Source organism: Vibrio sp. qd031 (genome assembly GCF_002100145.1).
Classification (GTDB): Bacteria; Pseudomonadota; Gammaproteobacteria; order Enterobacterales; family Vibrionaceae; genus Vibrio.
Window position 1 is genome coordinate 166,071 of sequence record NZ_JXQD01000024.1, and the last position, 16,773, is coordinate 182,843.

The 16,773-nt window shown below is 46.3% G+C and carries 14 protein-coding genes; 4 read left to right on the forward strand and 10 right to left on the reverse strand.

The features are described 5' to 3' along the window. Nucleotides 1-30 precede the first annotated feature (30 nt). From lolE to lolC, 3 genes are read right to left on the reverse strand one after another with little or no spacing between them, the layout of a single operon-like run. On the reverse strand, nt 31-1,278 hold the full coding sequence (gene lolE, locus ST37_RS09450; protein ID WP_143698174.1) for a lipoprotein-releasing ABC transporter permease subunit LolE: 1,248 nt from the start codon (nt 1,276-1,278) through the stop codon (nt 31-33). Further along, nucleotides 1,275-1,985 carry a lipoprotein-releasing ABC transporter ATP-binding protein LolD gene (gene lolD, locus ST37_RS09455; RefSeq protein WP_084885729.1) on the reverse strand — a complete coding sequence of 237 codons (711 nt, stop codon included), beginning with the start codon at nt 1,983-1,985 and terminating at the stop codon, nt 1,275-1,277. Before lolD ends, lolE begins: the two co-directional genes overlap by 4 nt. Further along, nucleotides 1,978-3,186, reverse strand: coding sequence for a lipoprotein-releasing ABC transporter permease subunit LolC (lolC, locus tag ST37_RS09460; RefSeq protein WP_084885731.1), 1,209 nt, complete (start codon nt 3,184-3,186; stop codon nt 1,978-1,980). Before lolC ends, lolD begins: the two co-directional genes overlap by 8 nt. A gap of 186 nt (nt 3,187-3,372) precedes the next feature. On the opposite strand from lolC, the gene ST37_RS09465 reads away from it, so the two are divergent. The 3 genes from ST37_RS09465 (at nt 3,373) to ST37_RS09475 (ending at nt 8,305) form a co-directional block, all read left to right on the forward strand. Continuing rightward, nucleotides 3,373-3,942 carry a hypothetical protein gene (locus ST37_RS09465; protein WP_084885733.1) on the forward strand — a complete coding sequence of 190 codons (570 nt, stop codon included), beginning with the start codon at nt 3,373-3,375 and terminating at the stop codon, nt 3,940-3,942. Nucleotides 3,943-3,947: 5 nt separating this feature from the next. Next, complete coding sequence (mfd, locus tag ST37_RS09470; RefSeq protein WP_084885734.1) at nt 3,948-7,388, forward strand: transcription-repair coupling factor; 3,441 nt, start codon at nt 3,948-3,950, stop codon at nt 7,386-7,388. 86 nt (nt 7,389-7,474) lie between these two features. Further along, nucleotides 7,475-8,305, forward strand: a complete 831-nt coding sequence (locus ST37_RS09475; protein ID WP_084885736.1) for a peptidoglycan binding protein CsiV — start codon at nt 7,475-7,477, stop codon at nt 8,303-8,305. 135 nt (nt 8,306-8,440) lie between these two features. On the opposite strand, the gene ST37_RS09480 is transcribed toward ST37_RS09475, so the two are convergent. The 7 genes from ST37_RS09480 to hinT all read right to left on the reverse strand — a co-directional run bounded on the left by ST37_RS09480 (nt 8,441) and on the right by hinT (nt 14,508). Further along, nucleotides 8,441-9,730 carry an NAD(P)/FAD-dependent oxidoreductase gene (locus ST37_RS09480; protein WP_084885737.1) on the reverse strand — a complete coding sequence of 430 codons (1,290 nt, stop codon included), beginning with the start codon at nt 9,728-9,730 and terminating at the stop codon, nt 8,441-8,443. A gap of 450 nt (nt 9,731-10,180) precedes the next feature. After that, nucleotides 10,181-10,723: an alpha/beta hydrolase YcfP gene (gene ycfP, locus ST37_RS09485; RefSeq protein ID WP_084885739.1), complete on the reverse strand. Its 543-nt coding sequence runs from the start codon at nt 10,721-10,723 to the stop codon at nt 10,181-10,183. A gap of 85 nt (nt 10,724-10,808) precedes the next feature. Next, a complete protein-coding gene (locus tag ST37_RS09490; RefSeq protein ID WP_172400967.1) occupies nt 10,809-11,660 on the reverse strand; it encodes a phosphotransferase in 852 nt (283 codons plus the stop codon). 40 nt (nt 11,661-11,700) lie between these two features. Further along, nucleotides 11,701-12,291, reverse strand: a complete 591-nt coding sequence (gene lpoB, locus ST37_RS09495; protein WP_084885742.1) for a penicillin-binding protein activator LpoB — start codon at nt 12,289-12,291, stop codon at nt 11,701-11,703. 17 nt (nt 12,292-12,308) lie between these two features. Then, on the reverse strand, nt 12,309-12,710 hold the full coding sequence (locus tag ST37_RS09500) for a YcfL family protein (protein WP_242426274.1): 402 nt from the start codon (nt 12,708-12,710) through the stop codon (nt 12,309-12,311). After that, nucleotides 12,707-14,131 (reverse strand): hypothetical protein, encoded by a 1,425-nt coding sequence (locus ST37_RS09505; protein WP_084885745.1) that lies wholly within the window; start codon nt 14,129-14,131, stop codon nt 12,707-12,709. Before ST37_RS09505 ends, ST37_RS09500 begins: the two co-directional genes overlap by 4 nt. Nucleotides 14,132-14,157: 26 nt before the next feature. Then, nucleotides 14,158-14,508: a purine nucleoside phosphoramidase gene (hinT, locus tag ST37_RS09510; protein ID WP_084885747.1), complete on the reverse strand. Its 351-nt coding sequence runs from the start codon at nt 14,506-14,508 to the stop codon at nt 14,158-14,160. A 205-nt stretch (nt 14,509-14,713) separates the two neighbouring features. On the opposite strand from hinT, the gene ST37_RS09515 reads away from it, so the two are divergent. Continuing rightward, complete coding sequence (locus tag ST37_RS09515; protein ID WP_084885748.1) at nt 14,714-16,705, forward strand: methyl-accepting chemotaxis protein; 1,992 nt, start codon at nt 14,714-14,716, stop codon at nt 16,703-16,705. Nucleotides 16,706-16,773: the final 68 nt, after the last annotated feature.

Here is a 16,773-nt window from a genome sequence, read left to right on the forward strand (position 1 = left end):
ATGGGTCCTTTTTTCATACTGTTTTAACCGTTATTTGGAGCTGAGCACTCGCGCCGGATTCAGTTGTGCAGCCTTCTTGGCTGGGAACCAGGTCGCTAACAAACTAAGCCCAATTGCGGTTAATGACACACTAGCCACATCTCCCCACATTAATTGAGAAGGTAAGAAGTCGATAAAGTAGATATCGCCAGAGAGGAATTGATGGCCAATTAGCGTTTCTAATGCAGTGATCACTTGAGTCAAATACAATGACAAAAGCACACCAAACACGGTTCCAACCAACGCTCCTAGCACTCCGGTAAAAACGCCGTGCCACATGAACACACGTTTTATGAGCGAATCGCCAGCGCCCATAGTACGCAAAATGGCAATATCGGATGCTCTATCTTTTACCGACATCATTAGAGTGGAAATAATATTAAAACACGCCACACCAATCACCAGTACCATCACAAAATACATGATGGTCCGCACTAATTGAATGTCGCGATAGATGAACCCAAAATCGCGCTTCCAACTGTTGATGTAGACAAAAACGGGTAGCTGATTACCCACCCGCTTCATAATAGATTGTGCATCAAGAACGTCATTGGTTTTCAGTGCCACACCTGTGACACTGTCACTCATACCCATGAGCTTTTGCGCGTCTTGAAGATGCATATACCCAACGCTGCCATCTAATTGCCCGCCAATGGATAACACGCCAGCTAACGTGACTCGAGCACGTTTTGGCATCGCCACTTTGCCTGCGCCGTCCTGTGTAGTTGGTATCAACAAGGTAAAGCTATCGCCAACGCTGACATTCAGCTGCTCTGCGATCCGTTTGCCTAGCACCACACCCATAGAATTGGGCTGCAAATCCATGGCGTCATCGGGCGTCGTAAACTCTTGCAAAGATGACACTTTCTTATGCTGATCAGGTAGGACCCCATTAAGCTCAAGCGCTTTTAATTGGTTGCCTTTTTCGGCAAGTGCGGTCCATTTAATAAACGGCGCTGCCGCCACTACCTGTGGATCAGACTGGGCAATATCCACAACAGTTTGCCAATCAGATATTCCGCCCTCTACCGCTTGGAAATCTCCGTGAGGAATGACCGACAATAGTCGCAGTTCTAACTCTCGTTCAAACCCATTCATTGCGGATAACCCAACAATGATCACGGCAACACCGACGGCAATGCCTAAAATCGACGACACTGAAATAAACGACACCATGTTATTGCGTTGCTTCGCCCGACTAAATCGTTGACCGATAAACAGAGACAAACTGCCCATCACAGCGCTCCTTCAGCACTTGTATTGCTTTCACCCGTTTTTAGCAACACCCCGTCTTGCATGCGCATTTGACGATCCATTTTATTCGCCAATTCATTGTCATGTGTCACCACCAAAAATGCGGTGCCAGAACTGGCATTGAGCTCCCTCATCAAATCGTAGATTGCGAGCGCGGTGGTATGGTCTAGATTTCCGGTTGGCTCGTCGGCCAGCACTAGAGCAGGCTCATTCACTAGCGCGCGAGCAATCGCTACGCGTTGTCTTTCGCCACCTGAAAGCTCTGATGGTTTATGTTCAACTCGGTGTGACAGCCCAACTCTATCCAAAAGCTCAGCCGCTTTTTGTTTGGCTTTCGCAGGAGACTGACCGCCAATCAGCAATGGCATTGCGACATTCTCTAACGCCGAAAAGTCAGCCAGAAGGTGATGAAATTGATACACGAATCCTAAGTGTTGGTTTCGCAGTTTCGCTTGTTGGTTTGAGCTTAAGTTTGCAATAGGTTTGCCCATAAACTCAACGCTGCCTTCACTTGGATCATCTAGCGCGCCTAATAGATGCAGTAAGGTGCTTTTCCCCGATCCGGATGTGCCAATAATGGCAACCATTTCGTTAGGCTCAACCGCAAAGCTCACTTGATGCAGTACCGGCGTTTCTACACTGCCCTCACGATAGGTCTTAGACAATGAGTGACAACTTAATAACTTATTCATAGCGTAATGCCTCGGCCGGTTTTACTTGTGATGCGCGGTAAGATGGGAATAACGTTGCAGCAATACTAAGCGCAATCGCGCCTATAATAACAATCAACACTTGAGAGCTTGAGACAGCCACAGGCAGCGAGCCGCCATAGGCAAACAGTGGGACATCAAAAAACTGCAAAATGGTATTTAGTTGTAGGGCCAAAGCAACGCCCAAAGCCCCTCCAATTAACGCGCCTATCACCCCGCTTGAAGCGCCTTGCACCATAAAAATGCTCATCACCTTGCCGGAGGTTAACCCTTGAGTTTTTAATATGGCCACTTCTGACTCTTTTTCCATAACCACCATAATTAACGCCGAAATAATATTAAATGCAGCAACCGCCACAATCAGTCCCAGCATCAAGCCCATCATATTTTTTTCCATACGAACCGCTTGAAAGAGTTCTCCGCGATCATTACGCCAATCCTGCCACTGCCAACCCTGTGCTTGGTACTGCGTAGCAATATTCGAAACGTTAAAGGAGTCTTCAAAATAGAGTCGCCACCCCTGAGCTTGATCCGGCTTATAACGCATGAGTTTGGCGAGATCCTGTCGATGGGTCATGGCTAAAGTTCTATCCGCTTCCGATCCGGTATTAATAATCCCAGACACAACGAAATTACGCTGCGCAGGCATTCGTCCTAACGGTGTAAAACGACTGGCACTGGGTAAAATAAGTTTGATTTTATCGCCCACTCGAACTTGCAACTGACGAGCCAACAAATGCCCCAGCACTAATTGGTAACTGCCGTTTTCCCACTCAACAAAAGGAGGCGACATCATAAAAGCGTAACTAGGATCGTTTTTGAGATCATCAACCGCAACCAATTTAATGGCCGCTATTTTGCTGGAACTTTGCAGTACGGCTTCACTCTCAATAACCGCTTCAGCGCGAGAGACACCACCAAGGAGCGGCACCGCTTGCTTAGCAGACTCTGAGACAGTAATAGGATTGGCGTCTTGAGAAATTATGGCTTGCGAAGACACACTCAATATCCGGCCCTTTAATTGCGTTTCAAAGCCGTTCATTACCGACAGAACCGCCACCAGTGCCATCACGCCAATTGTAATGCCTGCGGTAGACAACGAAGAAACAAACCGGCTAAACCGATCGCCAGAGCGACCTCTTAAATACCGTAAGCCAATAAACAAGGAAAGTGGTTGAAACATAAGGCCCTAACCAGACTAAATGATGCGGTTACTCTACCTTGTAAACCCAAAAACGAATAGACCTGGAGTGTAGATTTGCCGTTATTTTCCACAAATGCTGCATTTAGCTTCAGCATTTCTTGATAACTCGACCCAGTTGGCGATAATCGACAGACTAAATAGACCGTTGCAAGGACCTAGGCCTCTATGAGTCAACCACAATTTTTTACCGTACAGCACGGTCTCAGTATCCAAATAGATTGGCTTGAGGCGGACCAAGTTCTTCCATCCATGGTCGACTTTGAAGCAGAGATCCCAGCAGAATTTAAAATTGCCTGTGAGTTTAGTCACTTAGACAACCGCAATGAACAAGCTGCCGCAGAACTTGCTAAGCATGACTTGCAAGCCGTCAACGAGCTTTTTCAAAACCAAAACAAGAAGATCAATATTCTGCTCGGGTTCTTTTTGGCGCAATATCGCCAAAACGCGCACAACCTTGTGACTACCCAGTTTGGCGCGGGTGAACTCAGTGTGGCTATCAATAAGCAGGTTGAGATAGGTGCATTGGCTCGGGTGACGCTATTTCTAGAGCAGCCTTCTGCAGCAGTATATTGTTACGCAAAATGCGTCGAAGTCGCTAGCACAGAACACGGCCAAGAAGCCAAGCTAGAATACCAACGTATTCGAGAAGATGATCGCGATCTGCTGATCAAAGCGGCGCTAAATCAACAGCAAAAATTACTAAGACAACGTTCACTAAATAGAGACGCTGAATAATCACTATGTCTGCAACAACACTATTTTCACTGCCGTATTCGTCGGCACAAGGCGACAAGAAACAACTTGGCTCACTGGTTGGTGCGGCGCTCCCTATTGCAATATCTGAGTACGCTAAGTTGCACCAAAAACCGGTGATTTTGGTGGTGTCCGATCCCCAAACTGCGCTGCGTTTGCAACAAGAACTCGATACCTTAACCGAACAAACCGTGTCGCTGTTTCCCGACTGGGAGACACTGCCCTATGACAACTTTTCGCCTCACCAAGAAATCATCTCGGATCGCATAGCCCATCTGTATGCGATGCCAACGCAAACTCAAGGCATTACTATAGTTCCGGTTTCAACATTGATGCAGCGTCAAGCGCCACGCGACTACTTATTGCAGCACACGTTGATGATCAAATCTGGTGATCTATTTTCGCTTGAAAAACTGCGCATCCAACTTGAAAAATCAGGATATAGACACGTAGACCAAGTGTTTGGCCCAGGCGAATATGCCAGTCGCGGTTCGATCATCGACCTCTTTCCAACCGGCAGCGACGCGCCCTTTAGAATCGATTTTTTTGATGACGAAATAGACTCAATTCGAACCTTTGATCCTGAAAATCAGCGTTCGTTAGACGCCATCGACGAAATTCGCTTACTCCCTGCGCACGAGTTCCCAACGACAGAAGAAGCGATTGAAGATTTTAGGATCCGTTGGCGCAAACAATTCGATACTCGTCGCGAGCCAGAATCGATTTATATGCAGGTGTCAAAAGGCACTTGGCCTGCTGGCATCGAGTATTGGCAACCGCTATTTTTTGAACAAACAGAAACCTTGTTCGACTATTTTGCTGATCACTGCCTTATCTTAAAAGTGGGCGATCTTGATAGTGCTATGGATAAGTTTTGGCACGATGTCGAATATCGCTTTGACCAACGTAAAGTGGATCCACTCCGTCCACTGCTAGAACCCAATCAGTTGTGGTTAAAAAAGGAAGACGTGTACGCGGGGCTAAAACCTTACCCACAAGTTCAGCTGCATAACGACAAGATTTCAGCCAGTGCAGCCAATAAGAATGTTGCACTCGAGGGCCTGCCTGAGCTTACTGCGCAGCATCAAAATAAAGAGCCCTTAGCTAGACTGCGTCAGTTTGTTGAGAAGTACAAAGGGAAAATCGTCTTCTCGGTAGAGTCTGAAGGGCGCCGCGAAGCTTTGATCGAGCTGCTTAAACCATTAAAAATCAGCCCTACACAGGTAGAGCGTTACCCGCAAGCCATTGAAGGTGACGCACGTTTCCCACTGTTAATCACCTCGACCGAGCATGGATTCATACACTCTAAGCCTGACTTTGCCCTCATTTGCGAAAGCGACCTGCTCGGCGACAGGGTTATCCAGAGGCGCAAAAAAGACAAACGTGCGATTAACAGCGACACCGTCATTAGACACCTCGCCGAGCTAAAACCGGGTCAGCCTGTTGTCCACCTTGACCACGGCATTGGTCGCTATACTGGCCTGCAAACACTAGAAGCCGGTGGCATTGCGACAGAGTACGTCACCTTAGAGTACTTGAACGAAGCTAAGCTTTATGTGCCAGTAGCCAGCCTTAACCTAATCAGCCGCTACTCGGGCGGCGCCGAAGACGGTGCACCACTGCACAAATTGGGCAGCGACTCCTGGTCAAAAGCCCGTCGTAAAGCCGCAGAAAAAGTGCGTGACGTTGCGGCAGAGCTATTGGATGTCTATGCCAAGCGTGAGCTTAAGCCTGGCCATAAATTTGTGCTTGATAGAGAACAATACGCGGCGTTTAAGACCGGGTTTCCGTTTGAAGAAACCGACGACCAAGCCATGGCGATTAATGCCGTCATGTCGGATATGTGCCAAGCAAAAGCGATGGATCGATTGGTTTGTGGTGACGTTGGCTTTGGTAAAACCGAAGTGGCTATGCGGGCGGCATTTTTAGCCACCGATAATTCCAAGCAAGTCGCCGTACTGGTTCCCACGACATTATTGGCGCAACAACACTTCGAAAACTTCAGAGATCGCTTCGCAAATACTGCGGTAAGAGTGGAAGTACTTTCCCGATTCCGCTCAGCAAAAGAGCAAAAGCAAGTCCTTGCCGACTTAGCCGACGGCAAAGTAGACATCGTGATTGGTACGCACAAATTGCTGCAAAGCGATATTCAGTTTAGTGATTTAGGGCTGTTGATTGTCGATGAAGAGCACCGGTTTGGGGTGCGACAAAAAGAAAAAATGAAAGCGATGCGTGCGGATGTCGACATTTTAACGCTTACAGCTACACCCATCCCAAGAACATTAAATATGGCGATGAGTGGCATGCGCGATCTGTCGATTATTGCTACGCCACCTGCGCGTCGACTCGCCATTAAAACCTTTGTAAGGGAGCACGACGACAGTGTCGTCCGCGAGGCTGTATTGCGTGAAATTATGCGTGGTGGTCAAGTGTATTTCTTACACAACAATGTCGACACCATAGACCGCGTTGCCGAAGATCTAACCAAGTTGTTACCAGAGGCGAGGATCACTACCGCTCATGGACAAATGCGCGAGCGCGAGCTAGAGCGCATCATGAATGACTTTTATCACCAAAAATTCAATTTACTGGTGTGTACAACGATTATCGAGACCGGTATCGATGTTCCTACCGCCAATACCATCATTATGGATCGAGCCGATCGTCTAGGTTTAGCGCAGTTGCATCAATTACGGGGCCGTGTGGGCCGCTCTCACCACCAGGCTTACGCTTATTTGCTAACACCTCATCCTAAAGCGCTCAGTAAAGACGCGGCAAAACGCTTAGATGCCATTGCGTCACTGGAAGACTTAGGAGCAGGGTTTACATTGGCCACTCACGACCTTGAAATTCGTGGCGCGGGTGAGCTACTGGGCGATGACCAGAGTGGTCAAATCCAAACCGTTGGCTTTACGTTATATATGGACATGCTTGAGGAAGCGGTTGAAGCGCTTAAACAAGGTCGTGAACCGTCATTGGACGATCTTCTTAGAGAGCAAACAGAGGTTGAGCTTCGCCTCCCAGCACTGTTGCCAGATGACTACATTCCAGACATCAATACTCGTTTGTCCACATACAAACGGATTGCGAGCGTTAATTCCGACAATGAATTGATGGAGCTTAAGGTCGAATTGATCGACCGCTTTGGGCAATTACCAGAGCCTGCGCAAAACCTGATTTCAGTGGGCGAGCTTAAACTGCTTGCCGCCAAACTGCATGTCAACAAAGTGGAAGCTCACGAAAAAGGGGGTTACATCGACTTTTCTGCGCAAGCCACTGTAGACCCAATGAGATTGGTTAAAATGATCCAAAGTAGCCCAGGAGAATTTGCAATGGGCGGACCAACGAAGCTTAAGTTTATGGCAGAGTTATCGGATAGAAAACAACGTATTACACACGTGAAACAGCTACTTGCTAAGTTTGCTTAAGCCGTCGCTTAACTTACGTAAATAGAAAATAGCTGTTAGACTAAGAGCCATACCGATATGTGGCCTATACCTTAGGTGGAAGATTAATGAAAAAACTGCTTGTCCTATTGATGATGGTCAGCGGCGCTGCTCAGGCAGCAACTGCAACGCAAACCGATCGACTGTTTGATGTCGAAGTGCTCATTTTCAAACGCGCGGTAGAGCCTAGCGCAGCGCGTGAAGCTTGGCCCGACGAACTGACCGACATCAATTTTTCTGGCGCACACTCGTTCGACGATGCTAACTACCGCAGCGACAAGGGTGTAAAAATGCTGGGTATTGATGAGTACCAACTTACCGAGTACAAAGACAAGCTTAATCAACACGCCGGATATGACGTGCTGTTTCATGAAGCTTGGCAACAACCTGACTTAAGTAGAGCCAATGCACCTAGCTTTTTGATCACCGCAGGCAAAGACTATTCAGGCCAGTACACACCGCAGGGTTTACATTATGATGAAGCAGATCTCAAAGGTGAGTCAGAGCGTACTTTGCCGGCGCAAGAAGTGGTCGGTAAGTTAAAGGTCTACATTAACCACTACCTGTTTCTCGAGTCACAACTGGATTTAAACATTCCTACCATTCAAGACGTAGAAATTGAAGCCATTGAGCCTAACGAAACTCAGGCACTGGTTACTGAAGAGACCGTGGCAGAAGCCGCTGAAGTGAATGAGACTCAAACTCTCAGCGTATTAGACATCCAAGAAGATGAAACCACCCAATTCGGTGGGTTTGAGAGAGTCACCACTGAAGTGATCACAACCGAAGTGCTAAAGGCCCATCGATTTGAACAGCGTCGTAAAATGCGCAGTGGCGAAATCCACTACCTTGACCACCCGCTGATGGGTATTGTCATTCAAGTTCGTCGAGCAAATTAGCAACATACGAAATGGTCAACGCACTGTGCGTTAACGCAAGCTTTAAAACAAAAGCGGCTAGGATACTCTCCTAGCCGCTTTTTTATTGTGCGGTTGCAAAACCACAAGTGGAACAAGCTCCAGCTGTTAAAACCATTAGTGCAATTTCAAATTTGGACGTAATACTCGGTTAATACGTCCGACTAACATCATTAGTCCCGTCTTAAGTACCCCGTGCAGTGCCATTTGATGCATTCTATAAAGAGAGATGTACACTACGCGAGCAATACGACCTTCGACCATCATCGATCCTTTGGTTAAGTTACCCATAAGGCTACCGACGGTCGAAAAGCGGGATAGTGAAACCAGAGAACCGTGGTCTTTATATTCGTAAGCTTTGAGTGACTTATTGCCAAGCATTGCCATTATATTACTGTATGCGTGACTGGACATCTGATGCGCGGCTTGCGCTCTAGGTGGAACAAACTTTCCATCTGCTTGCGTGCACTGCGCCAAATCACCAATAACAAAAATAGTATCGTCACGTGTGGTTTGCAACGTATCTTTAACGACCAATTGGTTAATGCGATTGCTTTCAAGGCCAGCGATTTCTTTCATAAAGTCTGGCGCTTTAATGCCCGCAGCCCACACCATAATTTGAGCAGGAATACGCTCGCCTTCTTTAGTAACCAGACCTTCAGAATCGGCTTGGGTAACCATAGTCGCGGTGCGCACTTTTACTCCAAGCTTGGTGAGTTCTTGATGCGCTGAGCCTGAAATTCGCGCAGGTAACGCAGGTAGAATTCGCTCACCGGCTTCAACCAAGCTCACATTCAGCTTAGACGAATCAATATCGCTAAAGCCGTAGTTTCTAAGTTCTTTAACCGCATTATGAAGCTCGGCAGACAGCTCTACACCGGTAGCGCCTGCTCCCACAATAGCGATATCCACACTGCCCTGGCCTTGATTGCCATGCAACTTAAGGAACTGATTGTTCATTTCCTCGCGGAAACGGTGCGCCTGCTCTGGGCTATCTAGGAATATGCAATGCTCGCGAACCCCTGGGGTATTAAAGTCGTTCGAGGTTGACCCAATAGCCAACACTAGAATGTCATAATCAATGCTTCGGCTTGGCATGATCAACTCGCCTTGCTTATCGTGCATTTCTGAAAGAGTGATCTGTTTGGTCTCGCGATCGATGTTTTGCAAACTGCCGAGTGTAAATTCAAACCCATGGTTTCGAGCATGTGCACGATAGCTCAATGCGTCAACACCCGCATCCAGTGAACCCGTTGCGACCTCGTGCAATAATGGTTTCCATAAATGGGAAGACTTACGGTCAACCAGCGTCACTTTCGCTTTACCTTTGCGACCCAGTTTTCGCCCCAGCTTGGTCGCCAGCTCAAGTCCGCCAGCGCCTCCTCCTACAACAACAATACGTGTCATCACAACACTCCTTCGTAAACATTACAATTTTGACGAGGTAGTTAGTTCTACCTCAAACTTGGTGCTAGCGGCGAAGCCGATAACAAAAATCCTTTGGTTTTACTGTTTCACGTTTATTCTCTGCACTGCACTCATTTTTGGATTCGTTATGTCAGTGAAGATGTGTAGGAACTAAAATATTTTTGATTAAAATCAATTTTTGTTGAAGTCATTATAGCTATTCATTGATGCAGAGCAAGCTTGGTAAGACCAATTAACCATAATTTTTTTACCCATATAATTATTTACTAATTGTTTAAGTGCAACATAGGACATATTAACTCTCTCTCTGCGCCGTTTACGCTAACACAAGAACGTGGCTCGATACTTACATGGATTGCATTCCTTTTACGCAAAAAAAAACCAGCCTATGTACTAGGCTGGCTCTATGTTTTTAGCAACAATAAACGGTTATTGCTGCTCTTTAAACGCTTTCATACGTTGCAGATGCTGCGAAATTTTCTTGAACTTATGACCTTGTTCGTCGTCCCAAACAATGTCGTAATAGTCTTCGAGTTCGTCAGCCACTTTGCGAGTATCGACAATGTCATCATTGGTCGACAAAATGACTAAACAGCGCTGCTTGTTTTTGATTCGATATTGATCAACGCATTTGGTCGCAATATCTTCGTACTCTTCTGGGCGATCAATTCGGCCAACCATAGTGGCTTGCGGGTGAAGATTAGGGTTAAAAATCACCTGTTTAATACCGCATAAAAAGCCGATACGCTCTGACCAAAAGCCTCCTAAGCCAACACCACAAATAATAGGATGTGGGTCATCAGACGCTTCTATGGCTTTGTGTACTTCTTTAAGCAAATGAGCCATATCATGTTTTGGGTGTAAGGTGCTGTAATTGATGAAGCGGACGTCTTCATCTATGAATTGCAATTGCAGAACCTTTTCGTGATTGCCTGGACTGGTTGAATCGAAACCATGAAGATAAATGATCATTACCGCTTCCTTTCTGTGGGTGCGTATTGCTTAAATCTACCACGTAGTGTGGGGTTTTAAAGCGTCCATTTAATGAAATTTTACATTACAAACTAAAACAGTGATCCGAATTACACAATGCACTCGCCATTTCCATGGCTTCGTTTAAGTAACTTTGGTCGTTATTGTACTGGTAACACACCATAAACCATAGCGCACTCATTATCTCAAAGTAGAACCGAATTTCATAAGCTCTGACTAAACATGAGTCAATATCCCCTCCCATTTCACGGCAATAGGTCTCTACAAATGTATCTAACCGATAACGACAAGCCATGGAAGTCAGCACCACATCAATCAACGGATCGCCGATACAGGCGTATTCCCAATCAATAATGGCCAACTGTTCGCCAGTATCAATCAAATTATAGTAGCCAAGATCGCAATGAAGTAAACAAGGAGCAGCTTGGTTAAATAACGAATCGTCAGCTCTTTGTGCATGGTGATAAAGCTGCGATAATTGATCAAAACGGTTTTCTGGCAATAAAGCTTGCCAATAGGTTTGGATTTTGTCGCGATAATTGAAGTGCGGCAACGCTTCGTCTTCACACAATGGTAATCTATGGTATTGAGCCATCACCTTGACCATGTGACTGTGAGAAGGTGACACCAGCAGCGGCTGTCCTTCAATCCATTGATTAGCAATGCCTGAAGAGCTGTAGTGTACGATGTTGGGCGCGAAGCGGTGAGGTGTAAGGAAAGTCAGCACTCGATGCTCTAGCGCCCGACTGATCCCCAAATTGACTAATAATGGGGAGTGGGGACGCCAAATGCAGTCTTGTTGCTCTCGAACGAGCTTCCAACTGCGATTGGTCAATCCCCCCAAGATGGGTTGAATCTCTTTTAAGCCACGCTGTAACGCTTGAGGCAGGTCCTCAGGTGTTAGCGTGAGTGCCATAGTCAAATCCATATGCTGACACTCCAACCCTACTTAGCGCTTAAAGACCCAAGAAGCTTTTCGAACGCTGCTTACGGATCTCGGTTTCATCAGCCCATTCGATCAAGCCTGTTTCTAGATCCATAAGACGCATGGTCATTTTGTAATACACGTCTTTATCACGGCCCGCTTCTTTTACAATGCTTGAAAGGTTGCCATACAGCATGTATTGCGCACCCACCATCTTACCGAATTGAATGGCGCTGCTTTGATCAACCAATTCATCATTGTTTTGGAAATCAAGCTGCTCACGTACAGACTCAACGCGATCCATGTCCACAAAACGGAATTTACCTGAGTTCAGCATTTTGGTACTGATGGAATCGGTGATGGACTCAGTATCGATATGCTCTGTGGTTTTGTTTTTAATGCGCTCAACAAATACGATGGGACGCTGGTCGCGGGTAATGTAAGTCACCGCACCAGAAGCCAACATGCTATCTACCATTTCTCCAGCAATAGTTTGAAGATCCGTAGAGCCAAAATCAGCTGTAGTGGTTTCGACTTCTTGAGCATCGCCGTAGCTAACTTTATTTGAACAACCGCCAAGCAAAACGGCTAACCCAAGTAATGCAATTGCACTTTTTTTCATAAACTTCTTCCTAACTATTAATTGTCCGCTGGACGTATTTGTATTCTAAATTGAGTCCCGTTTGGGTGCACAGAGACTTCCGACAAGGTTCTGGACTCAAAGCCGCGGATCACTGTCTGCTTCCACGCTGACGGTCTAGGGTTGACCTCCAAACCATTGTCATCATACCAGTAAAAGCGATACTGAATATGTTGGTCCCCTTTATACGCGCTGCTGAGTTGAACGATCCCTCGAACGCGATCGTCAATTGGGAGCGTAGCAATATTATCGATGATTAAGCGGCTTCCCATTACGTTATCACCGAAGATCACCGTTTGTGACTCACCATCAATTCGTAACCCTGCGGTTGTTGAATTATTGGAACATGCCACCAGCAGTAGTGACGCAACCACCCCTAACCACATTTTTTTCTGCATCATAACCTTCCTAAATTAGTCGACCACATCGACGCATTGTTGCCTTGCTGTGACAGCCAAACCAGTGTGGTCTGCCCCGCCCTAACGTTAAACATAAGAGTCTGCTCTCCAACCTTCACTTGATGCTCACCTTCTGTAAGCATAGCAGTCGCTGAATGAACAGTGGCTGGCAAAGATTGCCAACTGCGTGTATCGGGTTGTTCCGTTAATGTATTGAATACATTAAATAACGCATTACCAACGTCATCCCCATTAGTCGCCTCTTTACGGATACGATCTTTGGTGATAGCGCGCAGTGTTTGGCGTACCAAAATAGTCGGCATTTGTTCGGTTAAGCTCTGACGCGCCATAAGATTAACGTCTGTCAGATTATTTGTTGTCAATTCAGTGTCATCGAGAACAATCGGCAACCCTTTTACCACCGTCCCTTGATCATAATAAGGCAATGCAAGGCTGTAAAAAGCAGTATTGTTGCGACTATCATACACTGGAATGGTGATTCGCCACTCTTTCATTGGCTGAACCACACCGACTTCATTGATAACGATAACTCGCCCTTGTTGCGAGTCCGAAACCAAACGGTCAATAGCGGCGCGATTTGCCAAGCGCTCACCATATTGACGTTGTAACGCGTCTACTTCGTCTCTAGCGCCAAATTTGGCCCCTATTCGAATTGCCGCGCCAATAATTTCAGGGTTTGCATCATTGACGGCTAACGCGCGACTGATATCAATATAGGCAGCGTTAATATCGCCATCGGCTTCAAACAATAGCGCAGAAATATAGAACAAATAACTATTTTGAATTGCTTTTAGAGAGTCTCCCGCGTCAGGGTAGCGTGACATTACACTGCCTAAATTTGGGTCGACCCCTGACTGTTTTAATTCTTCTTCTGCACGTTTTAAACTGGCTTCGCGATTAGCCAGCGCTCGCTCCTGAACACGATTGGCTCGTCTCATTTCAATGAGAGCGCCTTCTAAGTCCTGCTTCTGCACATAGTTAAGCGCAGAATAGAGGTGCAGGTAGCCAATTTCGTAATCCGGCGGCAAATATTCAGTAATATTGTCGTTTAGCGCCAATGCACCAAGACTTGTGGCACTGCCACTTATAGAAATTACCGCCTGCTCTTCCAGCTCAGTAATATAGCGGTATGCCAAGTCAAATTGCTCTTGGCTCTGCTCTGTCTGCTGTGACAAAAGCTCAATACGCCCTTTTTCGAGCTCACTTAATAGCGGTTCATCCAACCCAGTCATAGACAGTGCACTGCTGTAATCACCCGTCGCTAGTGCTGCACGCGCTGGCGCGTTACCTGCGCTGTAGTGGCTAAATAATCGGCTAACGCTCAGCGAACTGCAGCCCACAACAACAGTGGTCAGTAGAACAATCCCTAAATTTCGGGGCAGCGTTTTACACTTCCAACTCATACTTCTCTCATTGTTGGCAACAGACACTATACTGCCAGCATCGGACCTAAAGGTTTGCCACCTAACAAGTGCATGTGGATATGGTATATTTCTTGACCACCATGAGAATTACAGTTAATTATCAAGCGGTAACCGGCTTCGTCAATTCCTTCTTGTTTTGCGATCTTGCTCGCAACTGTGAACATCCTACCTAAGGCTTGTTCATCTTCTGCCGTTACGTCATTAACGGTAGGAATTAACGTGTTTGGTATAATCAGAATATGCTGTGGCGCGCGTGGGTTAATATCACGAAAGGCAGTCACTAATTCATCTTGATAAAGCAGATCGGTTTGGATCTCTTTACGTATGATTTTACTAAATATCGTTTCTTCCGCCATGATGAACTCCAATGTTCTAATTCTTTTAGAAAAACAGTATGTGCGATAGCGTCAAAAATCACAATACGTTGTGATATCGGCATTATAGAATGGCATGTTGTTAATTGAATGAGATGTGGGGTTCGTCAATGTTCGCGCAAGGCAAAGAATGTACACTCTGCCCAAACAGCATGTGAGACTGAAGCACAGTCACAGGGAGAAATCTATGAAAGGCTCGGTAGTTCGCCGAATGTATACTGGCTTTACGGTGATCGTATTAATGTTCGTCGTATTAACCGCAATGATGCTAAATGGCATAAACACGATTCACAACGAGTTTGTGAATGTGTCTAACGAATCATTGCCCCTTGTGGCCAAATCTAATCAAACCAGTATCGCGCTATTAAGTGCAGATAAGATGTTTAAAGACTTTCTCACCACTCGCGACACCGAGCGTCTAGGCTCAATTCGCGAACAATTTGGCCAGCAACAACAAAACTACGCGCAAACGCTAGCGGAGCTAGAAGCGCTCAGTCAATCTTACCCATCGCTGAAAAACCAATTTACCGAGCTGTACGAACGTGAGCAAGCTTACTTTGCACAAGCCAACGAAGCGATGAATAATTATGAAGCGATGTTCTCCTTTGAAGAAGAAGTACAGAAAAGAAGTCGTGACTTCCAACGCATGCAATCGGCACTTTACTCAGGGTTAAAAGACTATGTCGATGACTCAAGCAGCATTTCAGTGAAAGTTATTGCCAAAAGCTACTTCACAAAATTAAAAGATGCCGAAGTAACCACCTCTGATGCGCTAGCCAGCTCTAATTTAGAATTAGTTAGAACGGCCATGACAGCAAACAAAAAAGCCGTCACTCACCTTAATTATGCTTACCAGGGTTTGCGCAACCAACTTCCTGCACTAGGGTCTGCGTTCGATAAAACGGTAGAGCAGTTTTCTTTGGACGTGGGTAAAAAAGGTGGCGTGCTCGATTACCACTTAGACTTTCTTGAAACGCAAAACACACTGTATGAGAACATTGCGATTCTTGCCGCTCAGTCAGACCAAATTGTCGCGCAGCTAGAAACCTTCAACGTTGCCGCAATCAACGCACTTGAAAGCTCGGTCAAAGGCGCAGGCGAAGTGTATAACAAAGGCATAATCCAAGCCCTTAGCTTGAGTGGTATTGTGGTATTACTTGCAGGCTTCATTGGCTATCGCTTAGCCAACGATGTGCGCCAGCCGCTCAAACGCATTCTCGCTAACTTAGAATCACTTACTGCCGGTGATATGACTCGTCGTATTGAAGATAACAAAAACAACGAGTTTAGTCGTGTGAGTGGCCACATTAATGACCTAGCCGACAACTTGCACAATATCTTGAAGCAACTTAACCGAGCATCAGACAATCTTGCTGAGTCGGCTTCAAGCAACCAGTCAAACTCACACAATGCCCAGCAAAAGCTTAATACACAGCGCGAACAAACCGCAAGCGTAGCAACCGCTATGACCGAAATGGAACACTCGGTGAATGAAGTGGCTCAGAGTGCACAGAGTTCTCAAGAGAAAGTGCATCAAGTAGAAACCGCGTCTGAATCTGGCCGCCGTGTTATGAGTTCAAACATCACTACCATCAATCAGCTTGAGACACGCCTTGTGAGCTCAGTTGAAGCGGTGGGCGAACTGCAGCGCATGAGCAGTGAAATCGGCTCTATTCTTGACGTTATTCGTAACATTGCCGAACAAACCAACCTTCTCGCCCTTAACGCAGCCATCGAGGCGGCGCGCGCTGGTGAACAAGGTCGCGGGTTTGCGGTCGTTGCAGATGAAGTCCGCGTTCTTGCACAACGCACGACAGAATCGACCTCTGAAATTGAAACCATGATTTCGAATCTTCAATCCAGTTCGGAGTCTGCCAGTAAAGTGATCAAGAGCTGTATGAACGATATGGAGCAATCCGTCAGTCAAGCGTCGGAAGCCAACAGCGCCATGGAAGAAATTCAGGCCTTGATTTTAGAAATCAGCCAGATGAGTACCTACATTTCACAAGCGGCGGGTGAGCAATCACAAACCACGTCTGAAATTGCGCGTAGCCTCGAAGACATTAATCACATCGCCGACGAAAACTACCAAGCAATCGCCAAGATTGCCGACGTAAACCAAGCGTTGAGCGAACTGTCCGGTGAACAGAGCTCATTGGTTCATCAATTTAAGCTCTAATTTCACCTAACCCACTAAAAAAGGGCAACATCTTCGATGTTGCCCTTGTTTTTTGTGGGTATAAGACA

What these genes read in the sequence shown, in the direction of transcription:
- ST37_RS09480 (WP_084885737.1), bottom strand. Translation starts at nt 9,730, where the DNA reads ATGACACGTATTGTTGTTGTAGGAGGAGGCGCTGGCGGACTTGAGCTG.
- ST37_RS09465 (WP_084885733.1), top strand. Translation starts at nt 3,373, where the DNA reads ATGAGTCAACCACAATTTTTTACCGTACAGCACGGTCTCAGTATCCAA.
- hinT (WP_084885747.1), bottom strand. Translation starts at nt 14,508, where the DNA reads ATGGCGGAAGAAACGATATTTAGTAAAATCATACGTAAAGAGATCCAA.
- ST37_RS09515 (WP_084885748.1), top strand. Translation starts at nt 14,714, where the DNA reads ATGAAAGGCTCGGTAGTTCGCCGAATGTATACTGGCTTTACGGTGATC.
- lpoB (WP_084885742.1), bottom strand. Translation starts at nt 12,291, where the DNA reads ATGAAAAAAAGTGCAATTGCATTACTTGGGTTAGCCGTTTTGCTTGGC.
- lolC (WP_084885731.1), bottom strand. Translation starts at nt 3,186, where the DNA reads ATGTTTCAACCACTTTCCTTGTTTATTGGCTTACGGTATTTAAGAGGT.
- ST37_RS09505 (WP_084885745.1), bottom strand. Translation starts at nt 14,131, where the DNA reads ATGAGTTGGAAGTGTAAAACGCTGCCCCGAAATTTAGGGATTGTTCTA.
- ST37_RS09475 (WP_084885736.1), top strand. Translation starts at nt 7,475, where the DNA reads ATGAAAAAACTGCTTGTCCTATTGATGATGGTCAGCGGCGCTGCTCAG.
- ST37_RS09490 (WP_172400967.1), bottom strand. Translation starts at nt 11,660, where the DNA reads ATGGCACTCACGCTAACACCTGAGGACCTGCCTCAAGCGTTACAGCGT.
- ST37_RS09500 (WP_242426274.1), bottom strand. Translation starts at nt 12,710, where the DNA reads ATGATGCAGAAAAAAATGTGGTTAGGGGTGGTTGCGTCACTACTGCTG.
- mfd (WP_084885734.1), top strand. Translation starts at nt 3,948, where the DNA reads ATGTCTGCAACAACACTATTTTCACTGCCGTATTCGTCGGCACAAGGC.
- lolD (WP_084885729.1), bottom strand. Translation starts at nt 1,985, where the DNA reads ATGAATAAGTTATTAAGTTGTCACTCATTGTCTAAGACCTATCGTGAG.
- ycfP (WP_084885739.1), bottom strand. Translation starts at nt 10,723, where the DNA reads ATGATCATTTATCTTCATGGTTTCGATTCAACCAGTCCAGGCAATCAC.